The sequence below is a fragment of the Acinetobacter junii genome (assembly GCF_018336855.1).
GTDB classification, from domain to species: Bacteria; Pseudomonadota; Gammaproteobacteria; order Pseudomonadales; family Moraxellaceae; genus Acinetobacter; species Acinetobacter junii.
Genome location: NZ_CP059558.1, coordinates 1,409,026 through 1,431,982 on the forward strand (window position 1 = coordinate 1,409,026; position 22,957 = coordinate 1,431,982).

18 protein-coding genes and 1 pseudogene are annotated in these 22,957 nt (G+C 38.0%); 8 read left to right on the forward strand and 11 right to left on the reverse strand.

All coding sequences use genetic code 11. The features are described 5' to 3' along the window. Positions 1-147 precede the first annotated feature (147 nt). The 3 genes and pseudogenes from H2677_RS06695 to H2677_RS06705 all read left to right on the forward strand — a co-directional run bounded on the left by H2677_RS06695 (position 148) and on the right by H2677_RS06705 (position 6,429). Positions 148-1,309: pseudogene (locus H2677_RS06695) on the forward strand (sterol desaturase family protein). Between the two features lie 112 nt (positions 1,310-1,421). Further along, positions 1,422-5,276, forward strand: coding sequence for an ATP-dependent RNA helicase HrpA (hrpA, locus tag H2677_RS06700; RefSeq protein ID WP_212639440.1), 3,855 nt, complete (start codon positions 1,422-1,424; stop codon positions 5,274-5,276). Positions 5,277-5,322: 46 nt separating this feature from the next. After that, a complete protein-coding gene (locus H2677_RS06705) occupies positions 5,323-6,429 on the forward strand; it encodes a beta-ketoacyl-ACP synthase III (protein WP_004953654.1) in 1,107 nt (368 codons plus the stop codon). Between the two features lie 55 nt (positions 6,430-6,484). On the opposite strand, the gene H2677_RS06710 is transcribed toward H2677_RS06705, so the two are convergent. Next, positions 6,485-8,188, reverse strand: coding sequence for a DUF4394 domain-containing protein (locus H2677_RS06710; protein ID WP_212639441.1), 1,704 nt, complete (start codon positions 8,186-8,188; stop codon positions 6,485-6,487). 388 nt (positions 8,189-8,576) lie between these two features. After that, entirely contained in the window at positions 8,577-9,590 is a 1,014-nt protein-coding gene (gene lipA, locus H2677_RS06715; protein ID WP_004682327.1) for a lipoyl synthase, read from the reverse strand. Positions 9,591-9,781: 191 nt separating this feature from the next. On the opposite strand from lipA, the gene sthA reads away from it, so the two are divergent. Together sthA and H2677_RS06725 are read left to right on the forward strand one after the other, a co-directional pair. Next, entirely contained in the window at positions 9,782-11,197 is a 1,416-nt protein-coding gene (gene sthA / locus H2677_RS06720) for a Si-specific NAD(P)(+) transhydrogenase (protein WP_004915155.1), read from the forward strand. Between the two features lie 80 nt (positions 11,198-11,277). Continuing rightward, complete coding sequence (locus H2677_RS06725; RefSeq protein WP_212639442.1) at positions 11,278-11,751, forward strand: DUF3465 domain-containing protein; 474 nt, start codon at positions 11,278-11,280, stop codon at positions 11,749-11,751. Between the two features lie 39 nt (positions 11,752-11,790). Here H2677_RS06725 and H2677_RS06730 read toward each other — a convergent pair whose 3' ends face one another. The 9 genes from H2677_RS06730 to H2677_RS06770 all read right to left on the reverse strand — a co-directional run bounded on the left by H2677_RS06730 (position 11,791) and on the right by H2677_RS06770 (position 19,933). Beyond that, the gene (locus tag H2677_RS06730; protein WP_004915160.1) at positions 11,791-12,243 is read right to left on the reverse strand and encodes an Mpo1 family 2-hydroxy fatty acid dioxygenase; all 453 of its coding nucleotides are present in this window, start codon (positions 12,241-12,243) and stop codon (positions 11,791-11,793) included. A 144-nt stretch (positions 12,244-12,387) separates the two neighbouring features. Beyond that, complete coding sequence (locus tag H2677_RS06735) at positions 12,388-12,999, reverse strand: septal ring lytic transglycosylase RlpA family protein (protein ID WP_004679681.1); 612 nt, start codon at positions 12,997-12,999, stop codon at positions 12,388-12,390. 287 nt (positions 13,000-13,286) lie between these two features. Then, positions 13,287-14,288 carry a lytic murein transglycosylase B gene (mltB, locus tag H2677_RS06740; RefSeq protein ID WP_004953667.1) on the reverse strand — a complete coding sequence of 334 codons (1,002 nt, stop codon included), beginning with the start codon at positions 14,286-14,288 and terminating at the stop codon, positions 13,287-13,289. Between the two features lie 19 nt (positions 14,289-14,307). Then, positions 14,308-15,450 (reverse strand): rod shape-determining protein RodA, encoded by a 1,143-nt coding sequence (gene rodA / locus H2677_RS06745; RefSeq protein WP_004915164.1) that lies wholly within the window; start codon positions 15,448-15,450, stop codon positions 14,308-14,310. A 165-nt stretch (positions 15,451-15,615) separates the two neighbouring features. Next, complete coding sequence (locus tag H2677_RS06750) at positions 15,616-16,275, reverse strand: hypothetical protein (protein ID WP_004915166.1); 660 nt, start codon at positions 16,273-16,275, stop codon at positions 15,616-15,618. Between the two features lie 33 nt (positions 16,276-16,308). Continuing rightward, positions 16,309-17,124 (reverse strand): NADPH-dependent 7-cyano-7-deazaguanine reductase QueF, encoded by an 816-nt coding sequence (queF, locus tag H2677_RS06755; protein ID WP_212639443.1) that lies wholly within the window; start codon positions 17,122-17,124, stop codon positions 16,309-16,311. Continuing rightward, positions 17,121-17,894 (reverse strand): ABC transporter permease, encoded by a 774-nt coding sequence (locus H2677_RS06760; RefSeq protein ID WP_004953671.1) that lies wholly within the window; start codon positions 17,892-17,894, stop codon positions 17,121-17,123. Before H2677_RS06760 ends, queF begins: the two co-directional genes overlap by 4 nt. Continuing rightward, entirely contained in the window at positions 17,891-18,826 is a 936-nt protein-coding gene (locus H2677_RS06765) for an ABC transporter ATP-binding protein (RefSeq protein ID WP_087540944.1), read from the reverse strand. Before H2677_RS06765 ends, H2677_RS06760 begins: the two co-directional genes overlap by 4 nt. Positions 18,827-19,039: 213 nt before the next feature. Then, on the reverse strand, positions 19,040-19,933 hold the full coding sequence (locus H2677_RS06770; protein WP_212639444.1) for a LysR family transcriptional regulator: 894 nt from the start codon (positions 19,931-19,933) through the stop codon (positions 19,040-19,042). Between the two features lie 179 nt (positions 19,934-20,112). On the opposite strand from H2677_RS06770, the gene H2677_RS06775 reads away from it, so the two are divergent. The 3 genes from H2677_RS06775 to H2677_RS06785 all read left to right on the forward strand — a co-directional run bounded on the left by H2677_RS06775 (position 20,113) and on the right by H2677_RS06785 (position 22,955). Further along, positions 20,113-20,799, forward strand: a complete 687-nt coding sequence (locus H2677_RS06775) for a hydrolase (protein ID WP_004953675.1) — start codon at positions 20,113-20,115, stop codon at positions 20,797-20,799. A gap of 67 nt (positions 20,800-20,866) precedes the next feature. Beyond that, positions 20,867-22,735 carry an amidohydrolase gene (locus H2677_RS06780; protein ID WP_212639445.1) on the forward strand — a complete coding sequence of 623 codons (1,869 nt, stop codon included), beginning with the start codon at positions 20,867-20,869 and terminating at the stop codon, positions 22,733-22,735. A 52-nt stretch (positions 22,736-22,787) separates the two neighbouring features. Further along, positions 22,788-22,955 (forward strand): DUF1427 family protein, encoded by a 168-nt coding sequence (locus H2677_RS06785; RefSeq protein ID WP_080630817.1) that lies wholly within the window; start codon positions 22,788-22,790, stop codon positions 22,953-22,955. Positions 22,956-22,957 lie beyond the last annotated feature (2 nt).

Sequence of the window (22,957 nt, forward strand, 5' to 3'; positions counted from 1 at the left end):
TCAAATATTGGACGAAATGTTTCTTGTTTCAAATGTTTGTGATGTTTAGAATTTGAGATAGGGTATTGAAATACTGTGAAGTATTAAGCAGGATTAAAGTTAACAGCGAGCGAGATTACTCGTATTCAAAGAGAATTAATACAACAAATGACAGATCAATTAAGAGAAAAATTTGAGAATCTTGAACTCAATGCGGGTTTAGGAAAGATCAGCGCATTTATATCTATGTCTTTAGGATTATTAAGCATTTTCGGTGCTTTATGTTTTTTATTTCCTTCAGTTCTCACGATGCCAGAACTACGTCCGCTATACGTTAAACATTATGATGCTTTTTATTTTAGTTTAATGATCGCGATTGTACTTAGTGTAGGTTTTGGTGCGTTTAGTGCGATTTTTAGACAAAATCGATATGGGTTTTATGGTTTGTGTTTCGCATTATTTGCGGCTGTTTTGGGATGTGGGTTAATTAAAGCTCCAACATTGCCGAATATTCCTTTCTATGCAGGTATTGATTATTTCGTACTGACACTGGTGATCTTAGCTTTAGTTTTTATCCCTTTAGAAGGTTTTTTTTGCTAAAAATCCCCATCAAAAAATACTTAGAGTGGGATGGGTGACGGATATGAAATATTTCATGTTCAGTCACATTGGCATTCAACTCTTTACCTTTCTAACAGTCATGCCGATTCAGTATTGGATTACTCATCTTCCGAATAATCCAATCGTTCCTTTTGTGCAAGCACAGCCGATTTGGTTGCAATTTATAGAATTGTTGATTGTCGTTGATTTCGTTGTGTATTGGTTGCATCGCGCGATGCACGAGGTGAATTTCTTGTGGCGTTTTCATGCGATCCATCATTCAACGGAACATATGGATTGGTTAGCATCTTCACGTTTACATATTGTCGAAGTATTGATGACACGATTTATTGCAACCTTACCGATATTTTTATTAGGTTTTCATACCTCAGCCGTTTTTGCTTATCTCGTATTTATTTCTTTTCATGCGATATTCATCCACTCAAATGTACGTTTTAGATTTCCGTATTTACGCTGGCTGATAGCTACCCCTGAGTTTCATCATTGGCATCACTCTTCAGAGAAACCTGCGATTGATAAAAACTATGCGGCATTTATCCCATTGTATGATGTCATTTTTAAAACAGTTTATATGCCAAACCATTTGGCAAGTGTATATGGAACTGTGGGGTATAAGATCCCCAATAGTTTTGTAAAGCAATTTGCGTGGCCATTTAAAAAATACGTCAAACAGTTACGTAATCGTTTTGATCATTCATCTAAATCATAAAAACCAAACTAGAACTACAGCAATATCATCAATAGATTGCTGTAGTACCTTTGCATAGCAAGATTTTAAGGCGTAAAATAGCCGATTATTTAATTTTCAGGAAAGCTGTTCAGTGCAGAGTCATTTAAATGTAGATCAATTGGTTATGGCACGTGACCGTCACCGTTTAAATCGACTGCGCAAAGATAAAAAAACAGAAACAGCAGAAATCGAAAAACTATTTGAACAATCAAACCAAAAGGTGAAACAGCGTTTAGCTCGCTTGCCTAAAATCAAACTCAACCAAGATTTGCCTGTTACTCAATATGCTGATCGTTTGATCGAGGCTATTCAAAAGCATCAGGTGATCATTGTTGCAGGTGAAACTGGCTCTGGTAAAACCACACAGCTTCCTCAAATCGCAATGCTTGCAGGTCGTGGTCTTACTGGAATGATTGGACATACACAACCACGTCGTTTGGCAGCAAGAAGCGTTTCGCAACGTATTGCGGAAGAAGTTGGTGAAAAGCTTGGCGAGTCAATTGGTTTTAAAGTTCGCTTTAATGAGCAAGGTTCTCAAGACTCGATCGTTCGGTTGATGACAGACGGTATTCTGTTAGCTGAATTGACTAATGATCGATTCTTATCAAAATACGACACCATTATCATTGATGAAGCGCATGAACGCTCTCTCAATATCGACTTTATCATGGGCTATCTGAAGCAATTATTGCCGAAGCGTCCTGATTTAAAAGTGATTGTTACGTCTGCAACCTTAGATGTAAATCGGTTCAGTCAATATTTTAATAATGCACCAATTTTTGAAGTCGAAGGTCGCAGTTATCCTGTTGAAGTTCGTTATCGTCCTATTTCTGAATTGAGTATTGTTGGTAGTGATGATGATGAGTTCGATGATTTTGAGGAAAATCTACCTAGAGCCGTTGTTCAAGCTGTTGAAGAGTGTTTTGCTGATGCTGAAGCAAAAGGTCATCCTGAACATGCTGATATTCTAATTTTTGCCAGTACAGAGCAAGAAATTCGAGAACTACAAGAAACATTACAAAAATATGGGCCACGTCATACAGAGGTATTACCTTTATATGCACGACTAGCTCTCGCTGAACAACAAAAAATCTTTAATCCTGGTGGTAAAGGTCGCCGCATCATTATTGCCACGAACGTAGCAGAAACGGCATTGACCGTTCCAAATATCCGCTATGTGGTTGATAGTGGATTTGCACGTATTTCACGTTATAACTATCGATCGCGTGTTCAGCGCTTGCCAATTGAAGCGATTTCACAAGCAGCAGCCAATCAACGTAAAGGGCGTTGTGGACGTATAGCAGCGGGTGTCTGTATCCGTCTATATAGCGAAGAAGACTTTTTAAGTCGCCCAGAATTTACTGAGCCAGAAATTAAACGAACCAATCTAGCTTCGGTTATTTTGCAAATGCAAAGTCTTGGTCTAGGCAATTTGGAAGATTTTGATTTTATTGAGCCACCTGATTTCCGTTTGGTAAATGACGGTCGTAAGTTGCTTATTGAATTGGGTGCCTTGAACGAACGCAAGAATGATCTGACTAAAGTTGGTCAAATGATGGCACGTATGCCGATTGATCCTCGTTTAGCACGTATGATTATTGGTGGAGCACATTTTGGGGTACTCAAAGAAACCTTGATTATTGTTAGTGCTTTAGCGATTCAAGACCCTCGTGAGAGACCAGCAGATAAACAAATGCAGGCAGATCAAAAGCATGCTTTATTTAAAGAAGCTGATTCTGACTTTTTGTTTTATTTAAAATTATGGAATATATTGCAAACAAGCCCTGATGCTCAATCTGAAAATAAACGCCGTCAGTTTGCACGCCAACATTTTTTGAGTTGGTTACGTTTGCGTGAATGGAAACAAACACATCAACAATTAGTAGAGTTGGCAGAAGGTTTAAAACTTAGTTTTAATGAAAAGGGTGCAAATTATGAAAATTTACATCGAGCTTTATTAACTGGTTTACTTTCATTTATTGCCAACAAAACTGATGAACGTAATACCTTTATGGCTGTTCGTCAGCAAAAAGCTAAAGTTTTCCCAGCCAGCACATTGCATAAAACCAATACTGCGTGGGTGATGGCATTTGAGATGGTAGAAACATCCCAAGTTTATTTGCGTACTTTGGCGAAAATAGATCCTGAATGGATATTGCTGGCTGCTCGAGACCTATTGAAATATCACTATTTTGAACCACATTGGTCAAAAAAAGGTGGCATTGTAAATGCTTATGCTCAAATTTCCTTATTTGGTTTGATTATCGAACCTAAACGTTTAGTGAACTTCGAGAAAGTTGATCAGGCAGCTGCACATGAAATCTTTCTGCGTGATGCGCTCACGACTGGCAATTTAGGCATTACACCTGCATTTTTAAAACATAACTTGCTTAAACTTGAAGAAGTGGAGCGAGTTGAGGATAAATTACGCCGCCGTGATTTAGTGGTCGATGAAGAAACGATTTATCAATTTTATGCAGAACGTGTACCAGTTGAAGTAGCGAGTCGACATAGTTTTGAAGATTGGCGAGCGACGGTAGAAGCAAAAAATCCCCGTTATTTGTTTGTTGAGGATGATGCACTCTGGATGAGTGATCGTCCAACCACGCAACAATTTCCAGATTATTTGCACAACGGCCAATTACGTTTAGCAGCAAGTTATCGTTTTGATCCAAGTCATGATGAAGATGGGGCTACGGTTAAAATTCCTGTGCAAGCATTGCCTCAAGTGGATGAAAAGCAATGGTCATGGGGAATACCTGGCTGGCGGCAAGATTTGATCGAGGCTTTATTAAAAGCACTACCTAAAGATAAACGCCGCAATTTAGTTCCAATTCCTGATACAGCCAAAAAGTTAATGCAGGGTGTCGATGCTGTTCATTTACGTGATCATCTATTTAACTATCTCGCTTTTGCTCTACGTGGAGAGCAGATTACTGAAAAAGATTTCTCGTTTGAACGTATCGATCAATACCTTGTTCCTTTTATCAAAGTGATTGATGAAAAAGGAAAATTAATTGCTCAAGGTCGTGACTTAGATGAATTAAAGGCGAGATGCCGAGTTGAAACTCATCGTCCAGTAAAACAACAGCAAGGCGAGTTCCAAGCCTTCCCTGAGAGCTTTATCTTTGAAGCTTCTCAAAAGGTTACTGGAGTGATAGTTAAACAGTATCAAGCGCTTGTTCCCACAAAGATATTTTCTGCACTTGAAGCAAAAGATGAATCAGGTGTGGTTGTACAAACGTTTAATGATCAGCAAGAAGCCATTAAACAGCATCGTGAAGGTGTAATTCGTCTGATTCATATGCAGCTTGGAGATTTGATTCGCCAATTGAAAAAGCAGATTTCTAAACCTTTGGCTTTGGCATATTCTCCATTGGGTGAGCGCGCTAAACTCGAACAAATGTTGGTTTATGCAACTCTACAAGTATCAATCCAACAACTTCCACAAAATGCTGAAGAATTTAATACCTTAGCACTTGATGTAAAAAAACACTTTTTGAGCAATGGTCAAAAAGTACTAACGGACATTACTGAAATTTTTACCCAATGGCAGCAAGTTCGTCGTGAGTTGTTGGTTTTAGATCAAGAGATATTCGGTCGTAGTATTGACGATATAGAGGATCAGTTGGATTTAATGTCTTTGGCAGACTTTGTTTATAGCAAACCAAGTGAGATTTGGCAGGAATATCCACGTTATTTAAAAGCATTGCTATTGCGTTTGGATCGTTTGCCAAATAATCTACAACGTGACCTTGCTGCAATTGATGATGTCGATCCATGGATGGACAAAGTATTTAAGTTTAAAAATGATCCTAAAATCAAAGAAATGTATTTGATGTTAGAGGAATTGAGAATTTCCTTGTTTTCTCAACCAATGAAAACAAAGATGCCAATTTCACCAACTAGATTACAAAAACTATGGGATCGATTAGCAATCGGTTAAACTGAGCAATAATGAAAGTTAGAACCATTCTTTACAGGAGTTTTACATGGGCATCCGTATAACAGGTACAGGTTTGTTTCACCCAACTGAAACAATTTCTAATGAAGAGTTGGTTGAAAGTTTAAATGCTTATGTAGAACAATTTAATCAACAAAATGCTGACAAAATTGCAGCAGGTGAGATCGAAGCTCTACGTGGTTCAAGTCCTGAGTTTATTGAAAAAGCATCTGGTATTAAAAGCCGTTACGTGGTTGAGAAGTCAGGTATTTTAGATCCAACACGTTTACGTCCGCGCTTACAAGAACGTAGTAATGATGAACTTTCGCTCCAAGCCGAGTGGGGTGTAATTGCTGCTAAACAAGCGATGGAAAATGCAGGTGTCACTGCTGAAGATATCGATGTTGTGATTTTGGCATGCTCAAATATGCAACGTGCTTATCCTGCTGTTGCGATTGAAATTCAGTCGGCATTAGGTATTAAAGGCTATGCTTATGATATGAATGTCGCGTGTTCAGCTGCAACATTTGGTTTAAAGCAAGCTTATGACGCTGTGAAATGTGGTGCTCGCCGTGTTTTACTTTTGAATGTTGAAATTACCTCAGGTCACTTGGATTATCGTACACGTGATGCGCACTTTATCTTTGGTGACGTTGCCACTGCTTCAATTATCGAAGAAACTGAAACCAAATCAGGTTATGAAATCTTAGATATTCATTTGTTTACTCAATTTTCAAATAACATCCGTAATAACTTTGGTTTCTTAAACCGTAGTGAAGATGCTGTTGTTGATGACAAATTGTTCCGTCAAGATGGGCGAAAAGTGTTTAAAGAAGTTTGTCCACTTGTCGCAAAAATCATTACAGCACAGTTGGAAAAATTACAATTAACACCTGAACAAGTTAAACGCTTCTGGTTGCATCAAGCGAATGCCAATATGAATGAGTTAATTTTAAAACTCGTTGTTGGTAAAGATGCTGATTTAGATCGTGCACCAATTATTTTGGATGAGTTTGCTAACACTTCTTCTGCGGGCGTAATTATTGCAATGCACCGTACAGGCGAGCAGGTAAATAATGGTGAATATGCTGTAATTTCATCATTTGGCGCAGGATATTCGGTTGGTTCGATTATCGTACAAAAACATATTGCTTAAAATTTATAGGCAAAATAAAAAACCGCATCAATGATGCGGTTTTTTTGATTTTAGCTTATTTAAGTAAGATCGCTAGGTCGATGACTTGCGGAGTGGTGTTACCACCAATAGTTGAAGCTGCTAAATTTGGTGTTCCATCTACACTGATAGCTAAACGTGCTCTAGGTGTTGTAATTGTTGTATCGCTATTTAAGTCGACTCGATAAAGTACAGATGGTCCAGTTTCACCTGCCACAGTAGCTAAAGCTAAGCCATTGTCACCACCAGCAATATCAAAGCCATTGTCTATACCTAAGTTGATTCCTAAATTACCGATAAGATTTAATGTGCCTGCGTTTGGTGGATTCTGTTTAGTGAGAGTTTTGCCTGTTTGATCAAGATCAAATAGTTCTGTAGCTAACATCGCGATAGGTGTAGCGAAACTATTGGTATATGCAGCTGCAGTAACTTTAGCCTCAGAAATTCCGTTAATATCGCCATCTTTTATAGTATCGCCAGTATCGACGTTAATTCTTAAGTTCTGTCCAGTATTGCTGATTACGCGGAGTCGATCTGCTGTAGGGTTAAAATCAACTGCGAAACTTGTACCATCTAGGTTTGTGAAAGTGCTCCCAGTAGCTGGTTTGAGTGCAGTGATGAGGCTTGCTAAACCAGTGTCTGTATTGATCGTATACAAATTCCCTTTATTGGTTAATCCATATAGCTTGCCAGAATTGTCAGTTGAGGTTCTAAAACGATAATCGATACCGATAAATTTCTCATCTACAAGCAATCCAGTGAGGCTCTTTTCAGTTACAGTATTTGGATTGGTAATAGCGAAGCTAAGCAGTTTATTGTTTGCTGTTAAACCATAGCCTTGAGCTGTGGCATCGGTTGAACGTTTTAATGCAATGCCACGAATCCCCATGCTATTAAAACTATTATTCAAGTCATGTGATTCAAAAACAGCATCGCTTGAGGTGCCGACATTAGCTAGATTAAGTTTAAAAAATTTATAATTGCCTGATGCGAGTTTGAGTGCGGCAAAACCTACATTGCTGACAGGGTCTATATCAAAACCGCCACCGCCGTTTGTATTAATGTCTGCACCCAAAGCCGTAGAATTACCTAATGTACCTGCGTTCGCATTTTGAAGATAAATGCGATCAGAATTTTGGTCAATGCTATATAGTTTGGTTGAACCTGTGCCAGCAAAGGCATTGGTATAAGCACCTGCAACAACTGCTGCAGTACCTGTGGCTAAATTAATCGTACCATCTGTAATGGTTGCACCAGTATCAACATTGATACGCAAGTTTTGTCCTGTGTTAGAAATTACACGTAGGCGATCTGCAGCAGGGTTAAAATTGACAGTGATAAGGTTGGCATCACCCACAATTTGTGTGAAAGATGCATTTCCATCTGTAGTATCGCTCGGGTCGGCGATTAGTTTTCTCAGGAAAATTGCTTCGCCATTGTTTGGATTTAAAGTATATAAGTTCCCCTGAAGACCAACAGCATAAAGTTTGCCGTCTTTAGGGCGGTAATCAATACCTACCAGTTCATCTCCAGACATTAATCCTTTAATCTTGCGGTTAGACACAACCTTGTCAGGCATTGATCTATCGACTGAACTGATCATTCCATTGGCAGTTAGAATTAAAGTATCGCCAGTATTCACATTTGACGACTCGGTATCATTGTCTGAATCACTATTACAACCTAACAATGCAAAGCTTGCTAATGCAGTAACAGTCAAAGCTGTAATTTTCTTATTCATGTGTCTATCCTGATCTCAAAGTTATTTATAATAAGAAGTCGTCTTCCAATGAACGGTTTAAATTGACAAAGCTTCTTGATATTCATTTTTTGTTTGGAGGAAATTCCAAAAAAGATGGATGTATTAAGTTAAAAAATACAAACCACAATTTTTTTGAAATTCACTTCTACTTTAATCAGGTTATGCGGACTAGGGTATAAAGTAAATTAATGTTTTTAAGTGATTTTTTGGTAGTAGCGTGTCGATTGGTAATTATTCACGAGGAATTCACGCTCGTTAAGAAACGTTAATTAGTGCACAGAAATTATTTTTTAAAATTGGATTATCTCATATCAAAAAATAAAAAAGAGAACATGACTGTTCTCTTTTTTATTTTATACAAACTTGATTAAGCTTCGACAGTTTGTACAGCAATTTTCTTAGCAGGGTCTACTTTGCGACGAACCGCAGGAACAGGTTCACCATGATACTGACGATCTGCAAAGTAGCTTGAACGGACCATTGGTGCAGACCAAATATTTCTGAAGCCTAATTTACGACCATGTTCTGCGTAACGTTCAAATTCTTCTGGCGTTACAAAGCGATCTATTGGCGCGTGTTGCTTAGATGGTTGTAAATATTGACCAATTGTTACGTAGTCCACATCATGAGCACGAAGATCATCAAGTAAAGAAATCACTTCTTCTTCAGTTTCACCAATACCCACCATCAAACCACATTTGGTAGGAACGTCTGGACAGTATTCTTTAAACATTTTTAAAAGATTCAAAGAATGTTGATAGTCTGAGCCTGGACGCATAGCTTTATATAAGCGAGGTACTGTCTCTATATTGTGGTTAAAAACGTCAGGTGGACATTCAGTCATAATGCGTAAAGCAATATCCATGCGACCACGGAAATCAGGAACTAAGATTTCAAGTAGCGTTTTTGGACTCAAAGCGCGAGCTTCTTTAATACAATCCACAAAATGTTGAGCACCGCCATCTAAAAGATCATCACGATCTACAGAGGTGATAACTGCATATTTCAAACCCAAGTTTGAAATAGTTTCCGCCATATGACGAGGTTCATCAGGATCAAGTGCATTTGGACGGCCATGAGCAACGTCACAGAAAGGACAGCGACGAGTACAAATATCGCCCATAATCATAAAAGTCGCAGTACCACCACCAAAACACTCTGGAAGGTTAGGGCAGGCAGCTTCTTCACAAACAGTATGGAGTTTTTGCGAACGTAGAGTTGTTTTTATACGCTGAACCTCTTCAGGTGCAGTCATTTTGACGCGAATCCAGTCTGGTTTACGAGGTACTTCAACCGTAGGTATAACTTTTACAGGAATTCTAGCGACTTTTTCAGCGCCACGAAGTTTTATGCCCTGTTCAGGTTTACGGTGTTCAGACATCTTATTTTCTACAACCTATTGCTTGAGATATTCGATTATTATAGTCAAATTTATAGGTTTATAGGATGAAATAGGTATTCATTTTGAAAATGTGAATATATAAAAATATATGGTTGAGAAATACATCAACCCATAGCATATTAGTTATCATATATATAGAAGTAAGCAGCTAAGAGATAAAGGAGCTTTGAATGCCACGTAAGAAAGAGGTCGTTGGTGGGAATGTTGTAAAATTTGATGCAGTCATTCTCGGTTCTGGCCCAGCTGGTGAAGGCGCGGCAATGAAGCTAGCTAAAGCAGGTAGAAAAGTAGCAATCGTCGATGTACGTGATCAACTCGGTGGTAACTGTGCACATGTAGGTACAATTCCAAGTAAAGCCTTACGTCAAACAGTTTCAAGTATCATCCGTTATCAGCGTGATCCAATGTTTCAAAAAGTAGGTGAATGGAAACAATTCACCATGAAACAAGTGTTACGCAACGCGCATAAAGTGATTCAACAGCAAGTTGATACTCATACACGTTTTTATGATCGCAATAAGATTGATGTTTTTCATGGACGTGCGTATATCCAAGATAAAAATACCGTACTCATTTTTGGTCAAGATGGCATAAAAGATACCATTATCTGTAAACAAATTGTGATTGCAACGGGTAGCCGTCCTTATCAGCCACAAGGTTTGGACTTTAACCATCCTCGTGTTTTTGATTCTGACAAAATTCTTGATTTGGATTATTCAATTCAAAAAATCATTATTTACGGTGCTGGTGTTATTGGTTGCGAATACGCATCGATTTTTATTGGTCTAGATCATAAAGTTGATTTGATCAACACTCAGCAAAAGCTTTTAAGCTACCTTGATGATGAAATCGCTGATGCATTGTCATATCACTTGCGTGAGCAAGGAGTATTGATTCGTCACAATGAACAAATCGATCGCCTAGAAACCTTTGATGATCATGTGGTTTTACATTTGCTTAGTGGCAAGAAAATCAAAGCTGATGCCATCTTATGGTGTAATGGTCGCTCAGGTAATACTGACGGTTTAGGACTCGAGAATGTAGGTCTTGTACCAAACAATCGTGGTCAGTTGATGGTAAATGATCAATATCAAACTGAAGTTGAGAACATTTATGCTGCTGGTGATGTGATTGGTTGGCCATCACTTGCATCTGCTGCATATGACCAAGGTCGTTGTGCAGGTGCAAACATGGTCGGTGAGAAAAATGTTAAACCGATTAAAGACGTACCAACAGGCATTTATACCATTCCAGAAATTTCTTCGATTGGAAAAACTGAACAAGAATTGACTGAAGAAAAAGTACCTTATGAAGTAGGGCAAGCATCTTTCCGTCATCTAGCTCGCGCTCAAATTACTGGTGATACCGTAGGTGAGTTAAAAATCCTCTTCCACCGAGATAGTTTGGAAGTTTTAGGTATTCATTGTTTTGGTAACAATGCCGCAGAGATTATTCACATTGGACAGGTTGTAATGCATAGCCCGAATAATACATTAAAGTATTTTGTTGAAACGACATTCAACTACCCAACAATGGCTGAAGCATATCGTGTTGCAGCGTTGAATGGTATGAATCGTCTATTTTAAGTTTGATAGAGTTGTATGAATAAAATGCCAATCAATATGATTGGCATTTTGCTATTTAAATTGAAATAAAAAGGTTAAACATGAAAATCCAGAAAAATAATTTAGTGATTGCAACGATTATTGTTGTGCTAATTGCTGCTTATATCGGTATAGATTTAAAGCAAAACAACCTGAACGATAAGGTTGTTCAGACTTCAATTGTTGAGGAAGCGACGGTTGATGATCAGCAAAAGATTATGCAAGCTTATCAACAACAGCTAAGTAACATTCAAGTTCAATCCAAGGGTGAAGTAAAAGCAATTTTAGCTGATGATAATGATGGTTCAAGACACCAAAAAATGATTCTAAAACTGGAGAATGGTTTAACCGTTCTAGTGGCGCATAACATTGATTTAGCACCTCGGGTGGAGGGGCTTAGAAAAGGTGAAATAGTCGAATTTTATGGAGAATATGAATATAGCCCTAAAGGAGGAGTGATTCATTGGACTCATCATGATCCACAAGCAAAACATGTGGATGGATGGCTAAAATATCAAGGGAAAAGCTATCAATAATCTCTTTTCGCTAATTAGTCATCCATAATATGCTCTAAATTAGCTTGAAAGCCCCAAATTTTGACGAGATTTCCATTTAGGTAGTATCTTAGCTAAATAGGCATCCATGCACCATACAGGGCCAATCAGAAGGAATTGCAGATCTTTGAAGAAAGAAGGTTTCTTTCCTTCAACTTTATGACCATAAAACTGACCAATCCATGCGATTACAAACACGCCGATATAAAATCCTACCCCTACAGGTAGAATAATAATAAGCCAAGCCATTACCACCAACAAAGCAGCCATAGCCACAGCTAACACGATATCCAAGCGAGCATAGAAAACGAGTGTAAGTACAAGCAATAAAGCGGTGAGGAGAGTACTGAAATGCGCAAGAATACCAATTATTGAAAAAAGAATTGCTGGGACACATACCCAATGTATTTTTTTATTGGTTTGGTTTTGGTGACTATCGCTGTATTCATCGAACCATTCATCTATCGATTTCACAACTGCACTCCTTGCTAAATTGACAATTTATAATGTCATTACTATAGCGAAGAAAGTAGTGAGGGTCAAAAATGAATCAAAAAATAATATAAATAATAAAGCCACGTATAAACGTGGCTTTATTATTAGTTGGAAGTCTAAATATTAAGAATTTGGACCATCAACGCGTTCGATACTTACCTTAGCAGTGCCAGCATTGGTAACACCAAGTTGCTTAGCTGCGCCATAAGATAAATCTAATACACGGTTACCATGGAATGGACCACGATCGTTAACCTTAACTACAACGCTTTTACCGTTGTCTTTATTGGTCACACGAATGTAACAGTTCAATGGCAGGCTACGATGAGCAGCAGTTAAACCATTCATATCGAATGTTTCACCGCTTGCAGTCTTACGACCATGAAATTGACGACCATACCATGATGCTACGCCAGTTTGGCTAAACTTACGTACAGTATTAGACGCAACAGTGTTAAGTTTTTCAATCACTGAAGGCTCTTCTTCAGGGATATCAATTTTAGCAGCAATTGTTTGGCGACGTACTTTGTCACCAGAACTCTCAGTGATTGAAAGACTATTGACGTTAGAAAAACGAGAATTAAAATTTTGAGAATCTTTGCTCAAAACGCGGGCTGCTAAATTAGAACCTTCAACATCATTTGTTAATGATGATGATTGTACCATTTCAGCATGTAACGGGCTTAAACTTAAGCCTGCCGTCAGCGCTAGAATATATTTCAGCGAAAACTGCATTGTATAAACTCCTAGAGAACATGCTTTTCTATCTCGACAAAACAGCATCGAAATACAGTGCACATGTCTAATTATTCACTTTTGCAATTACTTTTCTTGGGTGGATAATATTCAGCGCTTACGAAGTGTGTCTAGTCTTTAACGATAAATAGTTACAAAAAGGGTAAAAACTTACAGTTTTAGATTAAAAAACAATCAATATTGTAACAAAATATGAAAATTGATTATTTAACACCCTTTTTGAACCATAAATTTATTGACTTTTAAATTTTGTTTAAAAAATCGGGTTATCTTCCTGCGACTTCAGTGCCTAATAACCACACCGCTGTGGCATACATTCGACTCTTATTATAAGTCGTGATTACTTGGAAATTTGGATAGGTGATGTAATAAATAGGTCCAAATTGGTCTTGTAATTGAATAACATTTACTAAATCAAGATCATCTATTTTTACCAAAGGGTCAATAGGTGCGATACCTAATCTTTTTAGCTCACCATAGGGAGTTGGTTGAGTTAAATCCTTAGCAATAATACTTTCAGGATCGTTACCTAAATAACGAGCAGGGAAGCCAATTGGACGATCACGTTGCCAACCATATTGAGCTAAATAATTCGCGATTGAACCAATTGCATCAACTGCGGAGTTTCTTAAATCAATATGTCCATTACCATCATAATCCACACCTAGCTTTTGGATGTTACTCGGCATAAATTGTGGATAGCCAATAGCCCCAGCATATGAACCAACGATACTGTTGGTTGGATAGCCTTCTTTATATGTCCATGAGATCAACGCTGCGAGTTCATCACTGAAGTAATCAGCACGACGAGGATAACCAAACGCTAAGGTTGCTAGAGCGTCACGGGTGATGAAAGAGCCTTTATTTGCGCCATAACCTGTCTCAACACCTAAAATGCCTAAAATTACAGATTTTGGTACACCAAATTGTTGTTCCGCACGATTCAGAACATCTTCATATTGGTTTTTAAAGCGGACACCACGTTGAATTGTACCTTCGACTAAGAACATAGAGCGATATTCATACCAAGGCTTACTTTCACCTGGACGCGTCATGATGTTTAAAATGTTGGGTAAATTACGTGCGCCACTCATTGCACTATCAATTTGTTCACTACTTAGACCATAAGTAGTCATCGCTTTTTGTTTAAAAGCAAAATAATTTGGATGAGTGTAAAATTCATTTGCTTGTGCCCAATTACTACTCAAAAATAGACTGGCACTCAATGTTAAAAATTTAAAAGTATTATTTAGTTTAGGATGAAACATGTGTTTTATGAATTCCTCGTTATCGATGTGTATGAATTGACATCACAAGTCCAAATGTTGACATAAGTGTAATAATTGCAGTTCCACCATAGCTCATAAACGGTAACGGCACACCCACTACAGGTAAAATACCACTGACCATGCCTGCATTTACAAATACATAAACAAAAAATGACAAACCAAAGGCTCCCGCAACTAAACGCCCATAGTTATGGAAGCTTTGTAAGCCAATCTGAAATGTTCTAAAAATAATCGCGCAATATAAGAAAATAAGTAGGGTAACGCCGATCAAGCCAAATTCTTCAGAATAGGCTGCAATAATAAAATCGGTATGACCTTCTGGTAAAAAATGTAAGTGAGATTGAGTACCTTCTAAAAAGCCTTTTCCTGAAAAACCGCCTGAACCTATCGCAGTTTTAGATTGAATAATATTCCAACCTGTACCTAATGCATCTGCCTCAGGATCTAATAGGGTAAGTACCCTTTGTCGTTGGTAGTCATGTAGTAAGAACTCCCAAGCAATTGGAATGATTACAGCAGCAACTCCAGCAGCGGCAGCAATCAATCTCCACGATAATCCACTCAAGAAAAGTACAAAAATGCCACTAGCAAGCACAAGTAATGAAGTACCTAGGTCTGGTTGCTCTGCAATTAAAAGAAAGGGTACGAGGATGAGCAGCAAAGATAGTATGACTTGAGACAAACTAGGAGGTAAGGCTTTGCGAGATAGGAACCATGCGATCATCATTGGCATGCCAATCTTCATGAACTCACTCGGTTGAACACTACCAAAGCCTGGAATATCAATCCATCTTTGTGCGCCCATACGTACTTCGCCAAACACAACAACGGCTACTAAAGATAAAACACCGAAGACATAAAAATATGGTGAGAATGCTTGATAAACTTTTGGAGGAATTTGCGCCAGAATAATCATGACAGTAAAACCAATGCCAAAGCTCATTGCTTGTTTACTGACAAGACCAACATCTTGGGCTGAAGCACTATATAAGACGGTAAGTCCTAAAAAGGCATTTAGTACCAGAAATAGGCAAAGCCATGGGTCTATATGGAGTTGTTGCCACCGTGAAGGGTGAGTGGCAGTACTCAAGCCATCACGCGGTGCTTGACGTAAAAATTTGTACTGTGAGCTTGGAGACATGCGCTTCTAAATCAAGTAAATCAATGCTTCGCGAATGCTAACATAAACACTGATTTAGACAATGCAAATTTAGAAATTGTGACATTATATAAGTTTGAAAATGACTCATCTTTTTCTATAAAAAAAGCGACTATATATAGTCGCTTTTTTTTGAATATTCGAAGCTTATTTCTGAACGAGCAACTGATCGAAATGCTTAGTGAATACATCTAACTCAGCTTGGCTTAAGCTAGGAATAAGTTTTTTGATTACAATATGTACAGCAGTTTCAACACCGCTAGTCGCAACACTTGCAACACCACGTTTTACCATGCCTAAACCCAATGTTTTGTTGTATTCAGTCATGAAGTGTTGAATAAGCGCATCAGCAAAAGATTTGAACTGTTGTGTTAATGCATCACGTTGTTCTTTACCGTTGCCAGCAGCTACTTCAGCAAAGCTTTTTTTCATGTCAGAAACTAAAGCATCTGGTAGTTGAGTACCGATACGTTGTTTACCTTCATTATCAATAAACAAGCTCTTTTCCATGAAAGCTAAAGATTCAAGGACTTGTTCATTCGATGCTTTGCCTAATAATTGCTTCATCAAAGTAGAGACAATACTACGAATCTTTTGAGCGAGTTCTTCAGTTGTATCTCGTTTGTCACTTGGTGGGAACTGCTGTACCAAATGCACCAACATCGTGTCAATCAGCTCATCAGTAAGTTGAAGAGAAATCTTGTCACGCAAAGGGTATTGTGGTTCTTTGCTGTTACGGTTGGCTTGTGCAAGTTGAATATCCTGACTCAACGTTGCAGATGGAAGAATACCGAAATAACTGGTCATTGAAGAACGTCCTCTATATCAAATTTATTCGTTTTATTGTCGTGCCAAGCGGATCGGCTCGGGCATCCATGACAAGTCAGATACTCGACAAGGGTTGATATCCAATCCACCACGACGAGTATAGGTTGCATAGACCATCAGTTTTTCTGGTTTTAAGTGTTGCCAAATATCTGCGAATATTTGTTCCACGCATTGTTCATGAAAACCATTATGCTGACGGTACGAAATAATATAGGCTAATATACTGCGATAACAAGGTTTTTTACCTTGAAAACGAATAAAAACAGTACCCCAGTCAGGTTGTCCCGTTACTGGGCAATTACTTCTCAAAAGATGAGAGTAAAGTTCAACTTCAATATTTTCTTCACTGACAGCATCGTACTGCAATAAGCTTGAATCTGGATGCTCTGAAAGACGTTCAGGGATCAGATCATCTATACAGATCCCTTGGGGTTTAGAAATCTGTAAATCATCCACTTGAAATAGTTGCAGTTCAACTTTAGCACCAGCAGCATCTGATAAATCACGCTCAACGGTCTCAACAAATAATTGTTGAGATGTAAATTGTGTGAAATTCATGCTGTTGAAATATAGTTTAAGTGATTTCGATTCAATTAAATTCGGAGAGTTGGCTGGTAAGGTTAAACGTCCTATAGCCACTTGTGGTAAACCAAGTTGGTTTAACCATGAAATCTCAAATACATGCCACCAGTCTGTGCCTTGCGCTATACCTTCAATATCTGCATAAAGTTTGCGAGATTCAGCACGAGCAATCGGAAATAATACTTCTGGTTGATATTGAGTAGGGTACTGGGTGTCTTTACCCAATAAAGAATGTTCTACACTCATTCACGCATTCCTGAACCACGAGCTAATAAATGATATGCAACTGCATAAAGGGCAACACAACATAATGTGACAACAGTGAGGGAGAATGAAACATTGACATCACTATGTCCCAAAATACCAAAACGGAAAGCGTTGACCATGTAAACAATTGGGTTGATTAAAGAGAGATTTTGCCAAAATGGACTTAAAGCACTAATCGCATAAAATACACCACCCAAGTAAGTGAGTGGAGTCAAAACGAAAGTTGGGATAATCGAAATATCATCAAATGATTTTGCATATACAGCATTAATGAAGCCACCAAGTGAAAATAATAACGAGGTGATAATCACTGTATATATAGTTACAAAGAAATTATAGATTTCCAAGTGTGTAAAAAACAAACTCATCAGAGTAACGATTAAGCCGACCAATACACCACGACATACACCACCAATCACATAACCCCAAAGAATTAAATGTAATGGCACAGGGCTCATAATCAATTCTTCAATGCTTTTTTGGAATTTTGCACTAAAGAAGCTTGAAGAAACGTTTGCATAACTATTGGTAATCACTGCCATCATAATTAAACCTGGCACAATGAATTGCATATAGCTAAAGCCACCCATTTCACCAATACGTGATCCGACTAAATTACCGAAAATCACAAAATATAGGCTCATGGTAATCGCTGGTGGTAGCAAGGTCTGAGGCCAAATTCGCATAAAACGACGAATTTCTTTAACGACTAAGGTCCAAAGTGCGGTTTGTAACTGATTAAAGTTCATTGATCCGCTCCTGTAAGATTTTTCTCAACCATTTTTACGAACAATTCTTCTAAGCGGTTTGATTTGTTACGCATACTACTGACTTGAATATTTTGTGATTGTAAAATCAAAAATAAATCATTCATGCTATGCGCTTTATCCATCGTAACTTCTAAAGTCACTGGATCGATTAATTCGAATTTGAATCCAATAATATTGAGTTGCAGGTTTTCGATCGGTTCTGCTAAATCACAAATAAACGATTCTTCATTAAGTTGATTTAGGAAACCTTTCATAGTGGTATCTTCTTTGATCACACCACGGTCAATAATGGCGATGCGACGACACAGCATTTCAGCTTCTTCTAAATAATGTGTCGTTAAAATGATTGAGGTACCTTTTTCATTCATTTCAGTTAAGAAATCCCACATTGAACGGCGTAATTCAATATCAACGCCTGCAGTAGGTTCATCGAGAATCAAAAGTTTTGGTTCATGCATCATCGCGCGTGCAATCATTAGGCGACGTTTCATACCACCTGAAAGCATTCGAGATTGAATGTTACGCTTTTCCCAAAGACCAAGTTTCTCTAAATAATGTTCAGCACGCTGTTCAGCGAGTTTTTTTGGAATTCCATAGTAACCAGCTTGAGTGACCAAAATATCAAAAGTTTTCTCGAATTGACCAAAGTTAAACTCTTGAGGCACAACACCTAAACACTGTTTTGCCAATGAAGGGTGGGTATCAAGGTTATGGCCAAAAATTTCAACTGTACCTGATGTTTTTTTAGTTAAAGAACTAATGATACTGATCGTCGTCGATTTACCTGCACCATTAGGGCCTAATAATGCATAAAACTCTCCTTCAGGTACGGTTAAATTAATACCTTTTAATGCCTGAAAACCATTACGATAAGTTTTGGACAAATCGCTCAACACCAAAGCATCAGTCATGAACGTCTCTCATTGTTAGATTGAACGCGTATTTTGAGCGATATAAAAAAATAAACCAAGTGTAAAAGTGGTTTATCTTGTTCTATATATAGAACAGCGTTGAGCAGTCATTTAGAAAACAAATTAATAAACAGATAGAACCTATATCAAGATAAAGTTTTTAAAGCGTTTTTATAAAGCTTTGTTGATTAAATAGGTAAATTTATCAATAAATTAAGAGCTTAATTTTTTAAATTGTTTAATCAGAAAATCAATAAAAATTTGAAGCTTTTTAGAGATATTCTGACCATTGGGATAAACAGCATAGAAGTTCATTATAGGACTGTGATAATCCTCTAAACACCGAGAAATAACACCTGCATCAAAATATTTTTTAGCAATAAAATCTGGTAGGAAGACGATGCCATGTCCTTTGGTACATAAATCTAATAATAAGTCGCCATTGTTGCAGATAAATTTTGGATAGCATTGAATCAGTTCAGTCGTCTGATCTTTACTCAAGCTAATCTTATTGTGATTGTTTTTTTGACTATAAAGTAAAATATCATGCTGTTTTAAATCATCAATCGTATGTGGCATGCCTTTTCTTTCGAGATAATCTTTTGATGCATAAAAGCTACGCTTGTATGATGCAATGACGGTATTTTGAAAGTTGTGATCCGCTTTATCGTCTACTCTTAAAGTTAGATCAAACTGTTGTTCATAAATATCAACAAAGCTGTCAGTCAAATATAGATCTATTTTAATGTGCGGAAATTGTTGAATAAAATCAGAAATAATATCGGTGAGAACATCACGACTGAAAGAAAGAGGTGCATTAATTTTTAGTTCGCCTTCGGGATATTGCTGATCATAACTAATTTCATATTTTGCCCACTCAAGTTCACTCATCATGACTTTGGCATGTTGATAAAATTTTTCTCCGCAAGGCGTCAGGTTCATCCGACGTGTAGTTCTGATGAAGAGTGAAATCTTCAAATCATTTTCAAGGTATTGAACTCTTTTTGAGACTAAGTCTCTTGAAATATTTAATTTTTTTGCTGAAGCACTAAAGTTTCCATGTTCTACGACGCTTAAAAACGTATTGATGCAATCGATTCTGTCCATGGTTTATCCATTTGAAAGTTATTAAATTTATATTCATGTATTTAGCGCAACGAAGCAAGTTTGTTTCTAATTGTCTTTAAATCGCAGACAAACTGATTCAATTTTGCTATCTATTTTTTTACATTTTGATTTGTTTTCATAGAAATACATTGTTTACAGTTACTATGTCGAGTTTGAAAATGAACAAATCACTTTTAGAACAATTATCGCCAACAAATTGCCAAGTTATTTTTATCGATCATCAGCCACAAATGGCTTTTGGGGTACAGTCTATTGATCGTCAAGTTCTTAAAAACAATACAGTTGGCTTAGCAAAAGCTGCAAAAGTTTTTGGTATTCCGACTACGATTACAACCGTTGAAACAGAAAGTTTCTCTGGCCATACCTATCCAGAGCTGTTAGATGTTTTTCCTGATGCGCCTTTGCTTGAACGTACTTCAATGAACTCATGGGATGACCAAAAAGTTCGTGATGCCTTAGCTAAAAATAACCGTAAAAAAATTATTGTGTCTGGCTTATGGACGGAAGTGTGTAATAACACATTTGCTTTCGGTGCAATGCTTGAAGGTGGTTATGAAATTTATATGGTTGCTGACGCTTCAGGTGGTACTTCAAAAGAAGCACATGATTATGCAATGCAACGTATGATTCAAGCAGGTGTAGTACCAGTGACTTGGCAGCAAGTTTTACTTGAATGGCAACGTGATTGGGCGCATCGTGAAACTTACGATGATGTTATGGCAATTGTACGTGAACATTCAGGTGCATACGGTATGGGTGTTGATTACGCATATACTATGGTACACAAAGCACCAGAACGTACTACGACAAAACACGAAGTGATCCCACCTGTACCAGCAAAATAAAACTCCATAGAAAGGCATGATTTTCATGCCTTTCTTTTTTAATCATCATAATTCGATGGAGTGAAAAATGTCTCAAATCGATTTAATTCTAAAAAATGCCAAAATCTCTACTCTAAATCCTCAACATCCTGAAGCTCAAGCGATTGCGATTTCTGAAGGTAAAGTGATTGCTGTAGATGACAATGATAAAATTATGAAGATGTCGACCGCGACGACCAAAGTGATTGATTTGAATGGTCGACGTGTGATTCCTGGTCTGAATGACAGTCACTTACATTTAATTCGTGGTGGTTTGCATTACAACATGGAGTTACGGTGGGAAGGCGTACCCTCTGTTTCTGATGCCTTAAGATTATTAAAAGAACAAGCTGAAAATACACCTGCTCCACAGTGGGTGCGCGTTGTAGGTGGCTGGAACGAGTTTCAGTTTGTTGAACGCCGTTTACCAACATTAGATGAAATCAATAAAGCTGCACCAGATACGCCAGTATTTATTCTGCATTTATATGCCAAAGCCATGCTGAATCGTGCAGCTTTAGATGCGCTTGGATTTAATAAAGATACGCCTGATCCACCAGGTGGCACAATTCAACGCAATGAAAAAGGTGAGCCAACTGGATTGTTATTGGCAACACCTTCAGCAATGATTTTGTATTCAACTCTGGGTAAAGCACCAATCCTTGAACGTGATGATCAAATCAATTCCACACGTCATTTTATGCGTGAGCTAAATCGTTTAGGAATTACCTCATTAATCGATGCAGGCGGTGGTGGGCAGAACTATCCTGAAGATTATGATGTCATTCAACATTTGCACCAAAAAGAGCAAATGACAGTGCGTGTTGCTTATAATTTATTTGCGCAAAAAGCAGGTCAGGAATATCAGGATTATCAAAAATGGACTGAGATGACCTTTCCTGGAGATGGTGACGCTTTTTTACAAATGAATGGTGCGGGCGAGAATTTGACATGGTCTGCTGCTGATTTTGAAAACTTTCTAGAATCTCGTCCAGAATTCACCAAAGGGATGGATGCAGAATTAGAGCGTATTGTAGAGTTGCTTGCTGAGAAGAAGTGGCCGTTTCGTATACACGCTACTTATGATGAAAGTATTGAGCGTTTCCTCAATGTCTTTGAGCAAGTTAATGAACGTAAACCGTTTGCCACACGATTTATCATTGATCACGCAGAAACTGTATCTGAAAAGAACATTGAACGGATTGGTGCTTTGGGTGGAGGGATAGCAATTCAGCATCGTATGGCTTTCCAAGGTGAATATTTTGTCAATCGATATGGTGCAGATGCAGCTAAGGCCACACCACCTGTGAAAAAAATGATCGAGTTAGGTATACCTGTTGGTGCTGGGACAGATGCAACACGAGTTGCCTCATACAATCCATGGGTTTGTCTATATTGGTTAACTACAGGTAAAACTGTGGGTGGATTACCGCTTTATGATGAGAAAAATTTATTGGATCGTCAGACTGCACTTAAACTTTGGACCAAAGGTTCAGCTTGGTTCTCAGGTGAGTCCAGCGTAAAAGGATCATTGAAGCAGGGGGAGTTGGCGGATTTAGTTGTTTTATCAGATGATTATTTCTCAATTGACCCTGAAGAAATAAAGAATATTGAATCTGTGATGACCGTTTTAGGTGGGAAGATTGTTTATGCTGCGGCAGAGTTTAAACAAGATGATTCACCTTTACCCCCAGCCTCACCAACATGGTCGCCAGTACGAAAATTTGGTGGGTATTGGAGAGCAACAGAAAATCGAAATGCGCCATCTCATCAACCATTACAAGCCAAATCAGCAGCTTGCGCTTGTACCAATAGTTGTGGAATGCATGGACACAGTCATGCTTGGGTTCTCGATGTTCCAGTCAAAGATAAAAAATCATTTTGGGGCGCTTTAGGCTGTTCTTGTTTTGCATTCTAACTTTATAAGTTGAGGTATTGCGTTTGATCGTGATACCTCTGAGAGTTTTATGATGAAAATGTATCTCTTATCTCTAGGCGTGGGATTATTAGTTGGCGTGTTGTATTACGTTTTAAATGTTCGTTCGCCAGCACCACCGATTGTTGCCTTAGTTGGACTATTAGGCATGGTTGTCGGTGAAAAGCTCATTCCATTTGTCAAAGATTTTTTCCCCTCATAACC

What these genes read in the sequence shown, in the direction of transcription:
- H2677_RS06705 (WP_004953654.1), top strand. Translation starts at nt 5,323, where the DNA reads ATGGGCATCCGTATAACAGGTACAGGTTTGTTTCACCCAACTGAAACA.
- H2677_RS06710 (WP_212639441.1), bottom strand. Translation starts at nt 8,188, where the DNA reads ATGAATAAGAAAATTACAGCTTTGACTGTTACTGCATTAGCAAGCTTT.
- lipA (WP_004682327.1), bottom strand. Translation starts at nt 9,590, where the DNA reads ATGTCTGAACACCGTAAACCTGAACAGGGCATAAAACTTCGTGGCGCT.
- sthA (WP_004915155.1), top strand. Translation starts at nt 9,782, where the DNA reads ATGCCACGTAAGAAAGAGGTCGTTGGTGGGAATGTTGTAAAATTTGAT.
- H2677_RS06725 (WP_212639442.1), top strand. Translation starts at nt 11,278, where the DNA reads ATGAAAATCCAGAAAAATAATTTAGTGATTGCAACGATTATTGTTGTG.
- H2677_RS06735 (WP_004679681.1), bottom strand. Translation starts at nt 12,999, where the DNA reads ATGCAGTTTTCGCTGAAATATATTCTAGCGCTGACGGCAGGCTTAAGT.
- mltB (WP_004953667.1), bottom strand. Translation starts at nt 14,288, where the DNA reads ATGTTTCATCCTAAACTAAATAATACTTTTAAATTTTTAACATTGAGT.
- rodA (WP_004915164.1), bottom strand. Translation starts at nt 15,450, where the DNA reads ATGTCTCCAAGCTCACAGTACAAATTTTTACGTCAAGCACCGCGTGAT.
- H2677_RS06750 (WP_004915166.1), bottom strand. Translation starts at nt 16,275, where the DNA reads ATGACCAGTTATTTCGGTATTCTTCCATCTGCAACGTTGAGTCAGGAT.
- queF (WP_212639443.1), bottom strand. Translation starts at nt 17,124, where the DNA reads ATGAGTGTAGAACATTCTTTATTGGGTAAAGACACCCAGTACCCTACT.
- H2677_RS06760 (WP_004953671.1), bottom strand. Translation starts at nt 17,894, where the DNA reads ATGAACTTTAATCAGTTACAAACCGCACTTTGGACCTTAGTCGTTAAA.
- H2677_RS06765 (WP_087540944.1), bottom strand. Translation starts at nt 18,826, where the DNA reads ATGACTGATGCTTTGGTGTTGAGCGATTTGTCCAAAACTTATCGTAAT.
- H2677_RS06770 (WP_212639444.1), bottom strand. Translation starts at nt 19,933, where the DNA reads ATGGACAGAATCGATTGCATCAATACGTTTTTAAGCGTCGTAGAACAT.
- H2677_RS06775 (WP_004953675.1), top strand. Translation starts at nt 20,113, where the DNA reads ATGAACAAATCACTTTTAGAACAATTATCGCCAACAAATTGCCAAGTT.
- H2677_RS06780 (WP_212639445.1), top strand. Translation starts at nt 20,867, where the DNA reads ATGTCTCAAATCGATTTAATTCTAAAAAATGCCAAAATCTCTACTCTA.
- H2677_RS06785 (WP_080630817.1), top strand. Translation starts at nt 22,788, where the DNA reads ATGAAAATGTATCTCTTATCTCTAGGCGTGGGATTATTAGTTGGCGTG.